The organism is Cupriavidus sp. HMR-1 (assembly GCF_000319775.1).
In the GTDB taxonomy this organism is placed as follows: domain Bacteria; phylum Pseudomonadota; class Gammaproteobacteria; order Burkholderiales; family Burkholderiaceae; genus Cupriavidus; species Cupriavidus metallidurans.
In genome coordinates, this window is the sequence record NZ_ANKP01000026.1 from 32,700 (window position 1) to 47,589 (window position 14,890).

13 protein-coding genes and 1 tRNA gene are annotated in these 14,890 nt (G+C 63.1%); 3 read left to right on the top strand and 11 right to left on the bottom strand.

Annotation, left to right across the window (positions count from 1 at the left end; translation table 11 throughout):
• Positions 1–183: 183 nt before the first annotated feature.
• The 3 genes from D769_RS02535 to leuC are packed head-to-tail and all read right to left on the bottom strand — an operon-like array spanning position 184 to position 3,140.
• Entirely contained in the window at positions 184–1,062 is an 879-nt protein-coding gene (locus D769_RS02535; protein WP_008641810.1) for an alpha/beta hydrolase, read from the bottom strand.
• A 13-nt stretch (positions 1,063–1,075) separates the two neighbouring features.
• Positions 1,076–1,729, bottom strand: a complete 654-nt coding sequence (gene leuD, locus D769_RS02540) for a 3-isopropylmalate dehydratase small subunit (protein WP_008641813.1) — start codon at positions 1,727–1,729, stop codon at positions 1,076–1,078.
• Positions 1,722–3,140, bottom strand: coding sequence for a 3-isopropylmalate dehydratase large subunit (leuC, locus tag D769_RS02545; protein ID WP_008641814.1), 1,419 nt, complete (start codon positions 3,138–3,140; stop codon positions 1,722–1,724). Before leuC ends, leuD begins: the two co-directional genes overlap by 8 nt.
• Positions 3,141–3,274: 134 nt before the next feature.
• Here leuC and D769_RS02550 point away from each other — a divergent pair, with 134 nt between their 5' ends.
• The gene (locus D769_RS02550; protein ID WP_008641816.1) at positions 3,275–4,201 is read left to right on the top strand and encodes a LysR family transcriptional regulator; all 927 of its coding nucleotides are present in this window, start codon (positions 3,275–3,277) and stop codon (positions 4,199–4,201) included.
• A gap of 131 nt (positions 4,202–4,332) precedes the next feature.
• On the top strand, positions 4,333–5,397 hold the full coding sequence (gene dmeF / locus D769_RS02555) for a CDF family Co(II)/Ni(II) efflux transporter DmeF (RefSeq protein WP_040010833.1): 1,065 nt from the start codon (positions 4,333–4,335) through the stop codon (positions 5,395–5,397).
• Between the two features lie 22 nt (positions 5,398–5,419).
• On the opposite strand, the gene D769_RS02560 is transcribed toward dmeF, so the two are convergent.
• The 6 genes from D769_RS02560 to ribA all read right to left on the bottom strand — a co-directional run bounded on the left by D769_RS02560 (position 5,420) and on the right by ribA (position 8,735).
• The gene (locus D769_RS02560) at positions 5,420–6,403 is read right to left on the bottom strand and encodes a quinone oxidoreductase (protein ID WP_008641820.1); all 984 of its coding nucleotides are present in this window, start codon (positions 6,401–6,403) and stop codon (positions 5,420–5,422) included.
• 80 nt (positions 6,404–6,483) lie between these two features.
• Entirely contained in the window at positions 6,484–6,927 is a 444-nt protein-coding gene (locus tag D769_RS02565; protein ID WP_008641821.1) for a GNAT family N-acetyltransferase, read from the bottom strand.
• A 361-nt stretch (positions 6,928–7,288) separates the two neighbouring features.
• A tRNA-Cys gene (locus D769_RS02570) sits at positions 7,289–7,363 on the bottom strand.
• Positions 7,364–7,447: 84 nt separating this feature from the next.
• The gene (gene bfr, locus D769_RS02575; protein ID WP_008641822.1) at positions 7,448–7,924 is read right to left on the bottom strand and encodes a bacterioferritin; all 477 of its coding nucleotides are present in this window, start codon (positions 7,922–7,924) and stop codon (positions 7,448–7,450) included.
• Positions 7,925–7,984: 60 nt separating this feature from the next.
• Positions 7,985–8,113, bottom strand: a complete 129-nt coding sequence (locus D769_RS32895) for a hypothetical protein (RefSeq protein ID WP_267880398.1) — start codon at positions 8,111–8,113, stop codon at positions 7,985–7,987.
• A gap of 25 nt (positions 8,114–8,138) precedes the next feature.
• Positions 8,139–8,735 carry a GTP cyclohydrolase II gene (ribA, locus tag D769_RS02580; protein WP_008641823.1) on the bottom strand — a complete coding sequence of 199 codons (597 nt, stop codon included), beginning with the start codon at positions 8,733–8,735 and terminating at the stop codon, positions 8,139–8,141.
• 321 nt (positions 8,736–9,056) lie between these two features.
• On the opposite strand from ribA, the gene D769_RS02585 reads away from it, so the two are divergent.
• Complete coding sequence (locus tag D769_RS02585) at positions 9,057–10,289, top strand: GGDEF domain-containing protein (protein ID WP_008641824.1); 1,233 nt, start codon at positions 9,057–9,059, stop codon at positions 10,287–10,289.
• 37 nt (positions 10,290–10,326) lie between these two features.
• Here the strand turns inward: D769_RS02585 and D769_RS02590 are convergent, their stop codons facing one another.
• Together D769_RS02590 and D769_RS02595 are read right to left on the bottom strand one after the other, a co-directional pair.
• Entirely contained in the window at positions 10,327–10,998 is a 672-nt protein-coding gene (locus D769_RS02590) for a hypothetical protein (RefSeq protein ID WP_008641825.1), read from the bottom strand.
• Between the two features lie 31 nt (positions 10,999–11,029).
• Positions 11,030–14,878: a PilC/PilY family type IV pilus protein gene (locus D769_RS02595; protein WP_008641826.1), complete on the bottom strand. Its 3,849-nt coding sequence runs from the start codon at positions 14,876–14,878 to the stop codon at positions 11,030–11,032.
• Positions 14,879–14,890 lie beyond the last annotated feature (12 nt).

Below are 14,890 nucleotides of genomic sequence, written 5' to 3' on the forward strand. Positions count from 1 at the left end.
AGGACATATGCTGCACAACGGCGGTTAAACATGAAGATCAAAAAAATTGGAGATAGTGCGAGGCGGGATATGGTGGGCCTACGCGAGCGCGATCGGCGCGAATCACACGCCGATGCCAACAATCCCTCTCCCGGCTGACTGCGGGAGAGGGATAAACATCGTGGAATCAACAGGTTGCCTTGCTCAGGCGCGCAGGAACGGGAGCACTTCCGCCAGCAGTTGCTCCGGGACTTCCTCGGCGATGTAGTGCCCGCATAGCAGTGCATGACCGGTCACACGGCGCGCGACCTTGCGCCATTCTTCAAGTGGCTGAAAACACTTTCCGACAGCCCCGTCGGCTCCCCACAACGCCAGCATCTCGCATTCGATCATGCGGCCAGCCGCGATATCGGCGCGGTCGTGATCGAGATCGATGCCCGCGCTGGCGCGATAGTCCTCGCACAGTCCATGCGCCGCGCCCGGCTGGCGCAGCCCGCGCAGGTATTCGGCCAGCGCCTCGTCGGTGAACGGCGCCAGGCCGGCGCTGCGGCTACCCATGGTCTGGCGCAGGTAAAGCTCGGGGTCGGCCTCGATCAGGGTCTCCGGGAACGGCGCGGGACGGATCAGGAAAAACCAGTGATAGTAGGCCCGGGCAAACGCCTCGTTGGTCTGCGCGTACATCGCCAGCGTCGGGGCGATATCGAGCGTCACGAGCTTCTCCACAGCCTGCTGATGATCGACGGCCAGCCGGTGCGCCACGCGCGCGCCGCGGTCGTGAGCAAGCACGCGGAAACGCTCGAAGCCGAGTGCCCGCATCACCGCCATCTGATCGGCCGCCATCGTCCGCTTGCTGTAGTTGCTGTGGTCGGGCAGACCCGCCGGCTTGTCGCTATCGCCGTAGCCACGCAGGTCGGTGGCCACCACCGTGAAATGCCGGGCCAGTTCACCGGCCACCTTGTGCCAGATCACATGCGTCTGCGGATGGCCGTGCAACAGCAGCAGCGGCGGACCGTCTCCGCCGACCACCGCGTGGATCGCCACGCCGTTGTGATCGATGCGGTGGGTCGTGAATCCTTCGAACATCGTGTCTCCTCCATCAGCCAGCCATACGGCCGAGCCGTGCCATGGTAGTCGCGGCCACGTCGCGTAGCCAGGGGTTGTCCGCGTGGTGCCGGCTTGCGAATGCCGCAATCGCATCGGCGTGCGTCAACGACATGCCGATGACATCGAGGCCGAGCCGGAACATGTCGAGGTGGCGCGGAGAGAGCGAGAACGCCTTGGTGAATTCGCCGGCACGGACCGTCATGGTCGACAGGTCGATACGGATCGACGCCGGCGCCACGGGGTCACTCACGGCCGCCATGATCTGGTCGACATCCGCCTGCGGCAGCGCCACCAGCAACAACCGGTTGTTCATCGCGTTCGAGTAGAAGATCTCGCCGAAGCTCGGCGCGATGACCGCGCGGATGCCATATTGCTGCAGCCCCCAGACCGCATGCTCGCGGCTCGAACCGCAGCCGAAGTTCGGCCCGGCGACCAGCACGCGCGTGTCGCGCCACGCCGGCTGGTTCAGTACAAAGTCCGCGCGCGGGGCGCCGTTCGCGTCGAAACGCATGTCGTGAAGCAGTCCGCGGTCGAGCCCCGCCTTGTCGATGCCACGCAGGAATTGCTTCGGCATGATCTGGTCGGTATCCAGGTTCGGCAGCGGTAGCGGCGCGCCGACACCTTCGATCGTCGTGATGTCATCCATGTTGGATCTCCAGTTCCCGCACGTCGGTGATGCAGCCGGTAACAGCCGCGGCGGCGGCCATGGCCGGGCTCATCAGGTGCGTGCGTCCGGCACGGCCCTGGCGGCCCTCGAAGTTTCGGTTGGTGGTCGACGCGCAGCGCTCGCCCGGCGCCAGCACGTCGTCGTTCATCGCAAGGCACATCGAACAGCCGGGCTTGCGCCATTCGAATCCAGCATCGATCAGCAAGGCCGCAATGCCCTCGGCTTCAGCCTGATCGCGCACGGCGCCGGAGCCCGGCACCACCATTGCACGGACGCCCGGCGCCACCCTGCGGCCGCGTACCACGGCGGCCACCTGGCGCAAGTCCTCGATGCGGCCATTCGTGCAGGAGCCGATGAACACCCGCTGCACGGGCAGCCCCTGCAGCGACACTCCGGGCGTCACGCCGATGTATTCAAGCGCGCGCTCGGCGGAGACGCGGGCGATGCTGTCTCCGGCGTCGGCCGGCTGCGGCACCGGGGCGCTCACAGGAATCGCCTGATCCGGGCTCGTGCCCCAGGTGACGAACGGCTCGACCGCAGCGGCATCGAATGCCAGTTCGAGATCGAAGCCGGCATCGGCATCCGAACTCAGCCCGGCCCATGCCCGGCTCGCTGCTTCGGCCATGTCGGCGTCGATGTCTGGCGCCCGGCGCAGGACATAGTCGATCGACGTGGCATCGGGCGCGATCAGTGCCCCGCGCGCGCCCGCCTCCACGGTCATGTTGCACAGGGTCATGCGCGCTTCCATCGACAACGCGCGGATCGTGCTGCCGGTGAACTCCACCACGTAGCCACGCGCGCCCTGCGCGCTGATGCGCGAGATGATGTGGAGAATCAGGTCTTTCGATGTCGTGCCCGATGGCAGCGGGCCATCCACGCGGATACGCATGTCGCGGGCCAGCCGGTAGACCAGCGTCTGCGTGGCCAGCACGTGCTCCACCTCGGAGGTGCCGATGCCGAAGCCCAGCGCGCCGAATGCGCCGTAGGTGGTGGTATGGCTGTCGCCGCAAAGCACGACCATGCCGGGCCGGATCATGCCGTGCTCGGGCGCGATCACATGCTCGATACCCTGCAGCGGATCGTTGGTATCGAACAGCGGAATACCGTGCAGGTCGCAATTACGTTTCAGGTTGCGGGCCTGCAGCGCCGAGGCGGGATCCTGGATCACGCGCGGGGATTCCGCGTGCGTCGGGATGATGTGATCGACCACGGCCAGGTTCTGGCCCGGCGTCGCCACCTTGCGGCCCTGCTCGGCGAGCCCGGCGAACGCCTGCGGACTCGTGTACTCGTTCATGATGTGGAGATCCGCGTACAGCAGCACGTTGTCCGCATCGAGCGTGACGACCGTGTGCGAGTCCACGAGCTTCTGATATAGCGTGCGACCGGTCATGGCATTGGCTGGGTGAATGCAATTCGAATGAATGAATGCACGCAGTCTAATCGCGGAATCCATCGCTATAATTTCGCCAAATTACTTACATTCGTTCCTTTAGTTCACGAATGCATCACCAATAACCGGCCGCCATGGATGCCTTCTCCGATCTCGCGTTCTTCGTGTTGCTGGTCAAGCGCGGCAGTCTTGCCGGCGCGGCGCAGCAGCTTGGCGTCACGCCGTCGGCGGCCAGCAAGCGGCTGGCGGCGCTCGAGGCACGCCTTGGGGTGCGGCTGCTGAATCGCACCACGCGGCGACTGTCGGTCACGCCGGAGGGCGAGGCATATCTGGCCCAGGGTGGAAGAATCCTGGCCGAGCTCGACGAGCTGGAGCAGGGCTTGCGGGGCAGCCGCGTGGCGCCGCGCGGCCTGCTGCGGGTCAATGGCACGCTCGGGTTCGGACGCCGCCATCTGGCGCCCGCCATCAGTGATTTTCTCGTGGCCTGTCCCGATATCGAAGTGCAGCTTCAGTTGACCGACCGCGCACTGAATCTGGCCGAGGAAGGCTACGACGTCGGCATCCTGGTGGGCGACCTGCCCGACGCCCGCCTCAACGCCCGACGGCTCGCGCTCAATAGCCGGCTCCTGTGCGCATCCCCCGCCTACCTCGCCCGCCACGGCGAGCCCGCGTCGCCACGCGCGCTGACGCAGCATCGCTGCATCGTGATCCGCGAGAGCGAGGCCGCATACGGCACCTGGCACCTCCAGCACCAGCAATCCGCCGCGCGGCAGGAGACGGTCAAGGTGCGCGGCATGGCGGCGACCAACGATGGCGAGGTGGCCGTCAACTGGGCGCTGCAGGGCCACGGCATCGTGCTGAGGTCCGAATGGGAGGTCGCGCCGCTGCTGCGCTCGGGACGGCTGCGGCAAGTGTTGCCGGAATGGTCCGCACCGGCCGCCGACATCCATGCCGTGTATCTGTCTCGTGACAAGCTCTCGGCACGCGTACGCGCATTCGTCGACTTCCTCGCGGAGCGCTTCGGCCACTACGACCCGGCTGCGCCATATCACGGCTGGTAACTCATCGCTGGTAGCCGACTGCAGCCGGGCAGCCATGTCGACGGCAGGGGTGAAGACCCTGTCGATCACCCATGCTGCTACCCATCGCGCATACTTCAAATCCTGATCCAACCCATCCGGACTGCACCGCCATGCACACACAGAATCTCTCCGCGTGGACCCACTCCCACGTGTTCGACGCAGGCAACCAGGCGGCCGAACGCGGCACCCGGCTGGTCATGTGGATCACGCTGGCGATGATGATCGTCGAAATCGCCGCGGGTCTCGTCTTCAACTCGATGGCACTGCTGGCCGATGGCTGGCATATGAGTTCACACGCGCTGGCCATCGGCCTGTCCGCGTTCGCCTATGCGGCGGCCCGGCGACTGTCGCAGGACGGCCGATTCTCTTTCGGGACCTGGAAGATCGAAGTTCTTGCCGCATTCGCCAGCGCCATCTTCCTGCTTGGCGTCGCTGGCCTGATGGTGTTTGGCTCGGTCGAGCGGCTGTTCACCCCCCAGCCAATTCACTATCAGGAGGCGATGGCGATCACCGTGATCGGCCTGATCGTCAACCTGGCCTGTGCGTTGATCCTCGGCGGCGCGCACCACGGCCATGATCACGGTCAGGGTCAAGGGCACGCTCAAGGGCACGACCACGGCCATCAGGCGCACGGGCATGATCACCACGATCATGGCCATGGTCATGACAATCACGGCCACCGCCATCACGACATCAACCTGCGTTCGGCGTATCTGCACGTGGTGGCCGATGCTGCCACCTCGGTATTGGCGATCGTTGCATTGGCGGGTGGCTGGTGGCTGGGATGGAGCTGGCTCGACCCGGTGATGGGTCTGGTCGGCGCGGTGCTGGTAGGCCGCTGGGCCATCGGCCTGATGCGCCAGAGCGGGACGGTGCTGCTAGATCGCGAGATGGATCACCCGGTGGTCGAAGAAGTACGCGAAGTGCTGGCGCAGTTCTCGCACGGCGAGGACGGCACGCGCGTGGCCGACCTGCACGTCTGGCGCGTGGGCCGTGAGAAATTCGCGTGCATCGCCAGCCTGGTCACCCACGACGCCAGCCTGACGCCGCAGCGCGTGCGGCACGCGCTATCGGTACACGATGAACTCGTGCACGTGAGCGTCGAAATCAATCAATGCGACGGTGGCCGAGATGGCCACGACGGCCACGCGGCGCATCGCGGCCATCGTCACTAGGCGGCAAACCCGCTCATGTCACTCAGGGCAGCAGCAGGATCGCGCCGGTAGTCGCCCGGCCTTCGGCGGCCTCGTGCGCGCGCGCCACATCCTCCAGCGGAAAGCGCGCGCCAATCTGGACCTTCACGTGACCGGCGGCGATGGCATCGAACAGGTCCTTCGCATTGGCGCGGAAACGTGTCGCATCGGCGTTGTGCGGGAACACCGAGGGCCGCGTCAGGTACAGGCAGCCCTTCTTGTTGAGCAACTCGGGCTCGATGGCAGGTGCCGGGCCGGACGCGCCGCCGTAGAGCACCACCATGCCGAAGGTCTGCGCGCAATCGAGCGAGCCGAGGAAGGTGTCCTTGCCCACGGCGTCATAGACTACGTTCACGCCGCGCCCATCGGTGGCATCACGCACCTGCTTGACCCAATCGCCATGGCTGTAGTCGATAGCGACGTCGCATCCCACGGCGCGGGCAATCTCGCATTTCGCCGCTGACCCGGCCGTGCCGATCACGCGCGCGCCCAGCGCCTTCGCCCAGCCGCTCAGGATCTGCCCGACGCCCCCTGCCGCCGCGTGCACAAGTACGGTGTCGCCCGGTTTCACCGCATAGGTGTGGCGGACCAGGTACTGCGCGGTCATGCCCTTGAAGATCACGGCCGCGGCCTGCTCGTCGCTGATCGCATCGGGCAGCTTCACAAGCTTGTCCACGGGGATATTGCGCCCTTCGGCGTAGGCGCCGAGTCCGGCGTTCATGTAGGCCACGCGATCACCGACCGCGACATCGGTCACACCAGCACCAATCGCCTCGACCACGCCGGCGGCCTCATGGCCCAGACCCGTGCCGACCGGCAGCGGATAGGTGCCGCGCCGCTGGTAGACGTCGATGAAATTGAAACCGATCGCGGTATGTCGCACCCGCGCCTCGCCTGCCGCTGGTGGCGGCAATTCGACGGACTCGAGCCGCATCACTTGCGGCAAACCAAATTCGTGAAGACGGACGGCGCGGACGGTGGTTCGCATGGGGGCTCCTCGATGCTCGTGCGAATTGCGGAGACCCGATTATTGACGCTTTTGCGGAATCCTGCCGACGCTCAAGTCTCTCAGGCCAGCTCGCAGCACATGCAAAGCGCGCTGGTATTGCGCATCCGCTGGAACTCCTTGCTTTCGAGAATTTCCGGCGGCAGCTTCGATGCGTGAATCAGCGTGAAGCCATAACGCGCGAAGTAGCTCGGACAAGTCGACGTCAGCAGCACGGCGCGGCGGCTGCCGTTGGCACGGGCGCGCATCATCACGGCGTTGACGAGATGGCTCGCAATCCCCTGGTCGCGCCATTCTCGCAGTACCGCCACCGATCGCACGATGGCGGAGTCGCCGAACAGTTCGGCACACGCGCAACCGACGATCTGCGATTCGAGTACCGCCACATGGAACTCGCCGACGAGTCGCGCCAGGTCGTCCACGGGAAGACCGCATCGCTCGAGCACCGCTCCGATTGCGGCGGCATCCGCCGGCTGCGCCGCGCGGATTCGCAAGTCCCTAATCATCTGGAGCCTCTGTATGTCTCATCACGTTGGACGGATACGCCATGGAAGCCCTGCATGGTCAGATAATGCTGCCGGCGGCTGGTACGAGAGCCGGACTTGTCGTACGACGAACGTGCGCCCTTGGCGAGCGGCGGGATGCTGACGTTTGGTGCACGCCCGGTTCGACAGTATCGCAATCGGGGCGGACTTACCAGAGGGAGATGGCCCGATGCGACGCACGCCACGCCTGACCACGCATGACGGTGCAAACCACCCGCCATGCTGCATGAAACGCGCCAGCTTTTACTCACGAACCGGAAGACACCGCAATGACAAAAATGCGTCCGGAGAATGAAAAGGGATTTCGGGGAGATTGGGGAATTGGAGGCGGGGATACGGAATCGAACCGTCGTAAACGGCTTTGCAGGCCGTCGCATAACCACTCTGCCACCCCGCCGTGGGATGCCGGTCCGCGTGTGGGACCGCTCCGAGGTGCGGGGCGCAGTGTATCCGATGTTGGAAAAACCTGCTGGCGACGGGCTTATTCGACGCCGCCCATCGCACTTTGCTGGTAGTTCTGCAGACCGATCTTGCCGATCAGCTCGAGCTGCGTCTGCAGCCAGTCGATGTGATCCTCGGTATCGGAGAGGATCTCGCTCAGGATCTCGCGCGAGACATAGTCGCCCACCGACTCGCAGTACTTGATCGCATCCTTGCTGGTGACCTGAGACCCGAGTTCGAGCTTGAGGTCACAGGCAAGCATCTCTTCGGTGTTCTCGCCCAGCAGCAGCTTGTCCAGGTCCTGCAGATTGGGCAGACCGTCGAGCATCAGGATGCGTTCGATCAGCTTGTCCGCATGTTTCATCTCCTCGATCGACTCCTCGTACTCGTGCTTGCCGAGTTCCTTGAGCCCCCAGTGACGATACATGCGCGCGTGCAGGAAATACTGATTGATGGCGGTCAGTTCGTGCTTGAGCTGGCCATTCAGTAACTGGATGACCTTTTTGTCTGCCTTCATGACAAATCCTCCGAAAGGTTTTTCGGCGTGATTTTCATGGTAATTCCCGACAGCGGAAGATCAAGCTCCAGTGCGATTTTCCGCGAAAATCAAGGCAGTATCGACGATTATGCGACTGATTTTGATTTCGATTCCGATGCACAAAAGAAAAGGCGCTTCGTCATACGAAGCGCCTTCGATGTCAGCCATCGGCCGCTTGCCTCAACCCAGTCGATCAGTCCAGCAGGTGCCCCATGCGCGACCGCTTGGTGGCCAGATACTTCTCGTTCTCGGCGTTCGCCGGCACCACATGGCGGACCTGCTCGGTCACCTTGATGCCTGCATCCTCGAGCGCCTTGATCTTGATCGGGTTGTTGCTCATCAGACGGACCGAACTCACACCCCACTGACGCAGAAAATCGGCCGCGAACGCATAGGTGCGCGAATCGATCGCCTGGCCCAGCGCCAGATTGGCATCAACCGTATCCAGTCCGCCATCCTGCAACGCATACGCGCGGATCTTGTTCGACAGGCCAATGCCGCGTCCCTCGTGACCACGCAGGTACAGCAGGATGCCGCGGCCCTCTTCGGCGATCCGCTTCATCGCGAGGTCGAGTTGCTCGCCGCAGTCGCAGCGGCAGGAACCGAAGACGTCACCGGTCAGGCATTCCGAATGCAAGCGCACGAGCAGGTTTTCGCCCGAAATTTCGCCCATCGACAGCGCGAGATGTTCAGTACCGGTATCAACGCCCTGGAAGGCGTGTGCGGTAAATTCTCCGTAGCGGGTCGGCAGCCGGGCAGAGCCGATCAGCTCACTTTCTAGATCTTTCATAGGGTATGCAAAATGCTTGATGCGCCGTGGGGCCCGAGCGGCATGATACCGGGCCGGGGCAGGCGCGCCGGGCGGCGCCGGGCAGGCGGCGCGGACGTGGCACGCCGGCAAGGATACCGCGAAACGCAATTTCCTACCCTGCGCGGGGTTACCGGAGACGGGGCGGCACCACCCCGCGGCGGTTGGCAACCCGACTGAAGACTGTGACGGCGAGAGCATAGAACGCTCGTAGAATCGGCCCCCCGGGCGACCAGCCGTCGCCATCATTTTGCCGGCCCGAACACCCTCGGGCGGCCTGGCTCAAAGCGCAACCCACCCCGCATGACCGCCGATTTGATTCACACCCTGGATATCAGGACCAGCTATGTCTTTGCGTTCATGGCCCATGGACTGCTTGCCGGAGTACTGGCCAGCTTCTGGCGCGCCGGACGCGCCGAACGCGGCCTGGGCTGGTGGATTCTCGACGGGCTGCAACTCTCAATGGCCACGCTGCTGCTGTTGGCCGCCGGCAACCTCCCGCCATGGATGATCCTGGCCGGGTCGAACTTGCTGATCTTCTCGAACGTCGCGACGATCGAAACCGCCCTGCGCGTGTTCCTGCACGACGCGGTCTGGCCCGGACTGGCGTTGCGCTGGCTTGTTGCCGCGCTGGTCTTTGGCGCATGGTGCCTGACCTGGCACGGCGGATGGACCTACGCGCAGCGCGCGATCGTCTTCTCCAGCGCGTTCCTGATCCAGCTGGCACTGCTGCTGACGTACGTCGTCAGCCTGCACGGCCATGGGCTGCGCTTCGTGCAACGGCTTCTGCTGCTCGCAATCCTGCTGGTGGCCGCTGCGCTCTTCGCGCGCATGATCCACGTGCTGCGTCATATGGATACGATCATGTCCTGGCAGCAGGACACGATGCTGCCGCTGCTAACGTTCGCCGCCGCATTCTCGGCGTTCCTGCGCGCCTGCTGCGCGCTGTATCTGGTCCAGAGCCGTACCGAGCAACGGTTGCGCGCGGCAAACCAGGACATCGAGCGGCGCGCAAATTTCGATCAGCAGACCGGCGTCATGTCCCGCTCGTTCTTCGAGATGCAGGCACCGGAGGCCATTTCCGCGGCGGGACGGAATGAAACGCCGATGGCATTCGTGCTGATCGACGTCGACCACTTCAAGTCGATCAACGATACGTTCGGCCACCTGCAAGGCGATGGCGTGCTGGCCAGCGTCGGCCAGGTCTTGCGTCACAACACGCGCGGCAGTGACCTCGTTGGACGTCTTGGTGGCGACGAATTCGCCATCGTGCTACGCGATGTGACGGGCGTTGAAGCCATGGCACTGGCCGAACGGATTCGCGTGGAGGCGGGCGCGATCCTGATGCCCGACGGCAGCGCCGTTTCACTGAGCATCGGCCTGTGCTGCCTGCCGCCGGCACAGGGCTTCGAGGCAGCCTACCGCTGCGCCGACGCCGCGCTCTATGTGGCCAAGCAGGAGGGCCGTGGACGCGTGGTGGCGCACGACCCGCTAGGTGTCTCGCCCGCGCGGCCGATGCTGCCGACCGGCGCCTGAATGGGCGACCAGCAGCAGGGGGACCTGGCGCCGTTCGTCATCCCGGTGTTGGATTGGCTGCCGGCCCGGCATCCGGACGCCAAGCATCCCGAGTGACATCGCCGGAAGGTTCAATCTTGAATTCCAGATCCCTGACTGCCGCAACATCCATGCCGGAACGCTTCGCCGGGACGAAGCGCGTCTCCATGAGTATCAACGCCAATCGCGCTGCCGCGGCATGATTTCCTTCGCTGACTCGGATAACTTCGGCACGCAAAACGGTGCCGTCACGGTCGACAAAAATACGCAGCATCATCGATGAAGAGTCTGCCACGAGTGCCGCGATGTCCGGGAGTTCGAGCGAGCTGGCGGGCAATGCTGGGCGATCGACTTCGGACGTGGTGTAGAACCGGACCCTTGGGAGATCGGCGGAAGATTGCGCTTGATGCACCAGCGCCGCATCCTGTCGCGTCGCGCCGGCCGGCGCACCGATGCCATATGAATCGCTACGCGGCCGACTCGGGACGGGGACGGATGGCATCGCCGCCCCACCTTGCGCTGCTGCCGACGTTGCCTCTTCCCCTGGCGCCGCCAACAAATGGACGGACAGCACCTGGCGATCGTCCTGGCGGCCGCCCTGTCCAGCTTGCGGCAGCCACAAGCCAGCGCCATACAGGATGGCCAGATGGCCCGCAGCGACCACTGCACATGCAATCCAGGTGCGCCGCATTCCGTCTGCTTCCCAACTAGTCTGCGTCGCGTCAGTCCGCCGTCGGCACTTCACGCCAGTTGATCTGGCGGATCGCCTGTACCAGCGTCGGGATCAATGGGACGGAATTGATTGCGCTGTTGTCCATGCCTGCCTCGAGCCGGACAGATCCGTTCACGTTGAGGTATGACAACTCCACCACCAGGCCGCCGCTGGTGTAGTAGGGTTGCGGCGTCCCTGTAATGCTGACCACGCGGCTGGCCCCGGTGCCGATATCCAGCGAGAACACGCGGCTGGTCCCCGAGGGATTGCAGGCATCGCCGTTGGGCAGGTTGGCGGCGAAGGAAACCGTGCCGTAGTTTGATACTGGCGACACATTCACCCGCTCTGCAACATTGTTGGTCGATTGGCCAAGGTCGATGTAGTACCCCATCAGTGATTTTGGCGCGCTGCCAATGCCGTTCACCAGGTTGGTGTCCGCGTTGAGATTCGCACGCGTGATCGGGAACGACACCCCGGTGGGCAGATCGGTGCTGCTGTTGAAACGCTGGACTACGCCGTCGTAGATAACGTAGAAGCTCTGCGTCTGACTGCTGTTGACATCAGTGCTGCCGAGGAGCCGGCCGGTGCCGACCATGACGTAACGCTTGAGCGAGTTCGGTTGGATCTCAATCAACGGCGGAGTCGTGATGGGCTGCGCAGCGCCGTTCGGGTCGGTGAGCGTCGCAATCTTGGTGGCCACCGGATAAGCCGTCGTTCCAGTCTGCGTCAGATCGAAACGCCAGACATTGCCAAGCAGGTCGCCAGCGTAGATCGAGTCTGCGGTGTTGTCCGTATAGTCGGCAACGTATGCCGACGCATAGGCAAGACCTGCGGGATTGCTTACCGAGCCGGCCCCGGTCGGGATCGACTCCAGCAAGGCGCCGTTGACCGGATTCACGATGAAGAGCCACCCTTGACCATCGCTATTGTTATAGCCCGATGGAAATGCAACGATCCAGCCGTACTTCTTGGTCTTGACCACAATCGGGTCGCCGTAGCTGAAACCCAGGCTTCCTGCCTGCGAACCAGACGGGCCACCGAACTCCCACATCACCGCTGCCGACAAGGCCTGTTCTGTCGTCAGCGCCGCGGGATTGGTGATATCCAGGGCATAGTAGCCTTTGCCGCCTTTGCCCAGGCCTCCGATCAACATCGTGTGCCAGTTCGACGTGCTCGCCGAAGCAGGCTTCGCGCCGCCCGCGCGAGACAAATCGATATCGAACGCCTGCGGTGTGGCATCCACCATTGCATGATGGACAAAGCTGTTGCCAGGCAATCCCAACGAAGCCAGGCCATCCACCGTCGGTGTGCAACCCGAGTTGCAAGGCCCCTGGTAGAGAAAGCTCGGCACATAGGCAAACAACTCGTTGCCACCCGTGGTGGCCAGCGTGCCGTCGAAGGCGTGCATCATGCCGTCGTTGGCGCCGACGTAGACCACCGGATTGCGCGTGGCGTTATTGCTCTTGAATGCCGCATAGCCCGGGTTGGTTGCGCTGGACAGCACCGAGATCGGTGGGCCGACGGCGCTTACCTTCGAGCCAACGATATCGCCAAGCAGACTCGTGCGCTGACGATATACGGCCTTGCCATTCGAACCTTCGTTGCTGCGGTCGCCGCGCAGGTAGTTCAGAAAGTCCTGGTTGTTCCAGTTCTTCAGCGTCGAATTGTTCAACGCGGTCTGATTGGTCGCACTCAGGCTCGCCAGCCTGAACGGCGCGCCCTTCGCGGCCCCCACTGCGGTACTGGTGGCGATAATGCGTTTCTTGTCCCAGCCTGTATTGCTTCCCAAGGCAACCTGGCTCGCCAGTTGCGCCTGCGCGGACCACGCCTGTTGCTGGATGGGCGTCCCTTTTGTGGGATCGAAACTGAGCGAACTGCCAATGACATCGCCGCTCCAGCTTGCCGAATTGTATGAAGCCGAATACCCGATGTTACCGGTCAGGCTCACATTGGCCGACGACACCGCCAGCGCCGTGGTGGCGGCCTGAATGTCATTGGATATGTTAAGGAACGCTGAATTCAAACCCTTCACCATCAGGTCAGCCTGGCCGGCCAGATAGTAGTTGTCTGGCATCGGCTTGCCATTGGGGTCGGTATTGGTGCTCGCATTCCATAACGACTGCGCCAGCGCAGTCGTGTTGGTCGGGCTATAGCCGTTGGGGACGTTGAAGCCACCGTACTTCGCGGCCAGCCAGAACTGATTCTGGTAGTAGTAGCTCTGGTATTCCTGGACATCCAGCCAGTAGGTGGAGATGGTCTGGATCTTGGACTTGTTTCCGAGGCTGTCTTTGAAATCGTTCGGGCGAATATCCCGCACGTGCGAATCGTAGGCAAGCCCGGCCATCAGAAACGTGTTGTTGTCTCCACAGCACCACGAGGGCCCGGCCGTGTTGAGATTGCTGATCCCTTCCATCTTGCCCACGAGCTTGGTCGCGGAATCAACGTTGACCGTGGAATCGCTCGAGACCTCCGCAGGCAGCGAAGGCTCATAGCTGCTATTGATGATGGTGCTGCCCGGCAAATTGGCATCGGCATGCGTATTGACGTCACCAATGCCGAGGATGTAGTTCTTCTGGCAAGAGTACTGGATGGGGTCATCCCACTTCTGTACCACCGGGAACCCATCAATGTAGGTAGCCGTAGTGCTGGCGCTGACGTTTTTGCCGTTCGCGTCCTGCGTCACGTTGGAGTACGCGGCCACGTTACCCAGATTCTTGAAGTAGCGGATGCCTGCGTAGTAGAGCTCGCCAACAGGATCGTACGTCTTGTAGGTCTGGGAAAGCGATCCGAACTTGTTGAGGTAGTTCATTACCCCGCTGTTGCTGACACCACTGGCAGTGGCATCAGCAGTGTCCGGGTTGACCAGCATGGTTCCGTCCGTTGCACTCCACTCCGCTTGCGTATTGCTCTTGGCACTTTGACCGGGAACCGGCTGGGTGGGGCCAATGAATTTCATCTTGGCGCGTAACACCCCCCCATCGCGCATGATGCTCGAGTCGTTGATGTAGCCGAAGGCACCGAACCGGATGCGTTGCGCATACTGCTGCATCAGGCCTTCCGGCTTGTAATTGGTCCCGTACTTGATGCAGTTGCTCTCCGGTTGCGCCGGGTCGCACACCTTGGCTCGCACGATGACTGACCACACGCTTGAGGAGCTCACAGACGACGATCCGGGATTGTAGACACTGACCGAGTCCTTATCCAGATTGCCACTGTTGGTGAAGTAGAGCTTGTTGCCGGCGCCCCAGATCCGCACACTGATGTTCTTCCAGTTGAACGGTGTGACTGCCGCCACAGTGGTGCTACCGCTGATAGTACGATTCGGGGTTTCGCCGGAACCGCCCTGGCCAGACGCCCAGGCTTTCTCGAGAACGGTCAGGGACGCCGTATCGGTGAAACGATAGCCGCCCGTCAGTGCCCATCGAAACGGATCGATGGTCTGCATCGTCGCCCAGTTCAGGAACGAGCCGCTCCAGTATTTGTTGCCACTGGCGCATTGGTAACTGCTGTTGGCAGCCGTTGCCGGGACAAAATAGTTATTGCTGTCGACCTTGCTGTCGTAGTTGTACGTATAGCACTTGAGCGGATCGAAGTAGCCCAGGTATTTGACCCCCGCCTGATAGTCGCCGACGTACGCAATGCTGTTGGCGGTCGGATACTCCACCGATAACGAGAGCAGCAGGTTGCCAGGAACAGATACGGAGCTGAAGAGCGGCTGGTCCGCGAGGTCGGTTTGCGCCGCCGACCCCAGCAACGCAATCAGCGATAGCGTGCTGGCAAGCAGGTAGCGCAGGAAAGTCGCGAGGGAAGGCTTCCGTGAAACGCTGGCCTTCCAACCTTGAGCGTGATTGGCGTGCATGGCAATTCGGGC

Bases quoted from the DNA above. Each gene is read 5' to 3' on its own strand.
- D769_RS02535 (WP_008641810.1), bottom strand. From the start codon at position 1,062: ATGTTCGAAGGATTCACGACCCACCGCATCGATCACAACGGCGTGGCG.
- leuD (WP_008641813.1), bottom strand. From the start codon at position 1,729: ATGGATGACATCACGACGATCGAAGGTGTCGGCGCGCCGCTACCGCTG.
- leuC (WP_008641814.1), bottom strand. From the start codon at position 3,140: ATGACCGGTCGCACGCTATATCAGAAGCTCGTGGACTCGCACACGGTC.
- D769_RS02550 (WP_008641816.1), top strand. From the start codon at position 3,275: ATGGATGCCTTCTCCGATCTCGCGTTCTTCGTGTTGCTGGTCAAGCGC.
- dmeF (WP_040010833.1), top strand. From the start codon at position 4,333: ATGCACACACAGAATCTCTCCGCGTGGACCCACTCCCACGTGTTCGAC.
- D769_RS02560 (WP_008641820.1), bottom strand. From the start codon at position 6,403: ATGCGAACCACCGTCCGCGCCGTCCGTCTTCACGAATTTGGTTTGCCG.
- D769_RS02565 (WP_008641821.1), bottom strand. From the start codon at position 6,927: ATGATTAGGGACTTGCGAATCCGCGCGGCGCAGCCGGCGGATGCCGCC.
- bfr (WP_008641822.1), bottom strand. From the start codon at position 7,924: ATGAAGGCAGACAAAAAGGTCATCCAGTTACTGAATGGCCAGCTCAAG.
- D769_RS32895 (WP_267880398.1), bottom strand. From the start codon at position 8,113: ATGGCTGACATCGAAGGCGCTTCGTATGACGAAGCGCCTTTTCTTTTG.
- ribA (WP_008641823.1), bottom strand. From the start codon at position 8,735: ATGAAAGATCTAGAAAGTGAGCTGATCGGCTCTGCCCGGCTGCCGACC.
- D769_RS02585 (WP_008641824.1), top strand. From the start codon at position 9,057: ATGACCGCCGATTTGATTCACACCCTGGATATCAGGACCAGCTATGTC.
- D769_RS02590 (WP_008641825.1), bottom strand. From the start codon at position 10,998: ATGCGGCGCACCTGGATTGCATGTGCAGTGGTCGCTGCGGGCCATCTG.
- D769_RS02595 (WP_008641826.1), bottom strand. From the start codon at position 14,878: ATGCACGCCAATCACGCTCAAGGTTGGAAGGCCAGCGTTTCACGGAAG.